The organism is Massilia sp. CT11-108, assembly GCF_047302915.1.
GTDB lineage: Bacteria > Pseudomonadota > Gammaproteobacteria > Burkholderiales > Burkholderiaceae_D > Telluria > Telluria orientalis.
Map to the genome: position 1 here is coordinate 1 of NZ_JBKYMO010001745.1, position 240 is coordinate 240.

At 84.6% G+C, this 240-nt stretch carries 1 pseudogene; it reads left to right on the forward strand.

Annotated elements, in window-relative coordinates:
- Window positions 1-240: pseudogene (locus ACEN88_RS36205) on the forward strand (hypothetical protein); the annotation flags it as partial.

A 240-nucleotide genomic window follows, 5' to 3' on the forward strand; every position in this document is an offset into this window, starting at 1 on the left:
ATGCGGGGGGGGGGGGGGGGGGGGGGGCGCCCCCCGCGCCCGGGGGCCCCCCCGCGCGGGCGGGGGGGGCGGCGGGGGGGGGGGCGCCCGGGGGGGGGGGGCCCCCCCCCCCCCCCCCCCCCCCCGCGGGGGGGGGGGGGGGGGGGGGGGGGGGGCAGAGGAAAAAACACCCCGACACCACGCCGCGGGGGGGGGGGGCCGGGGGGGGGGGTTATAAAAAAAAAAAGGGAGAGCAAAAAA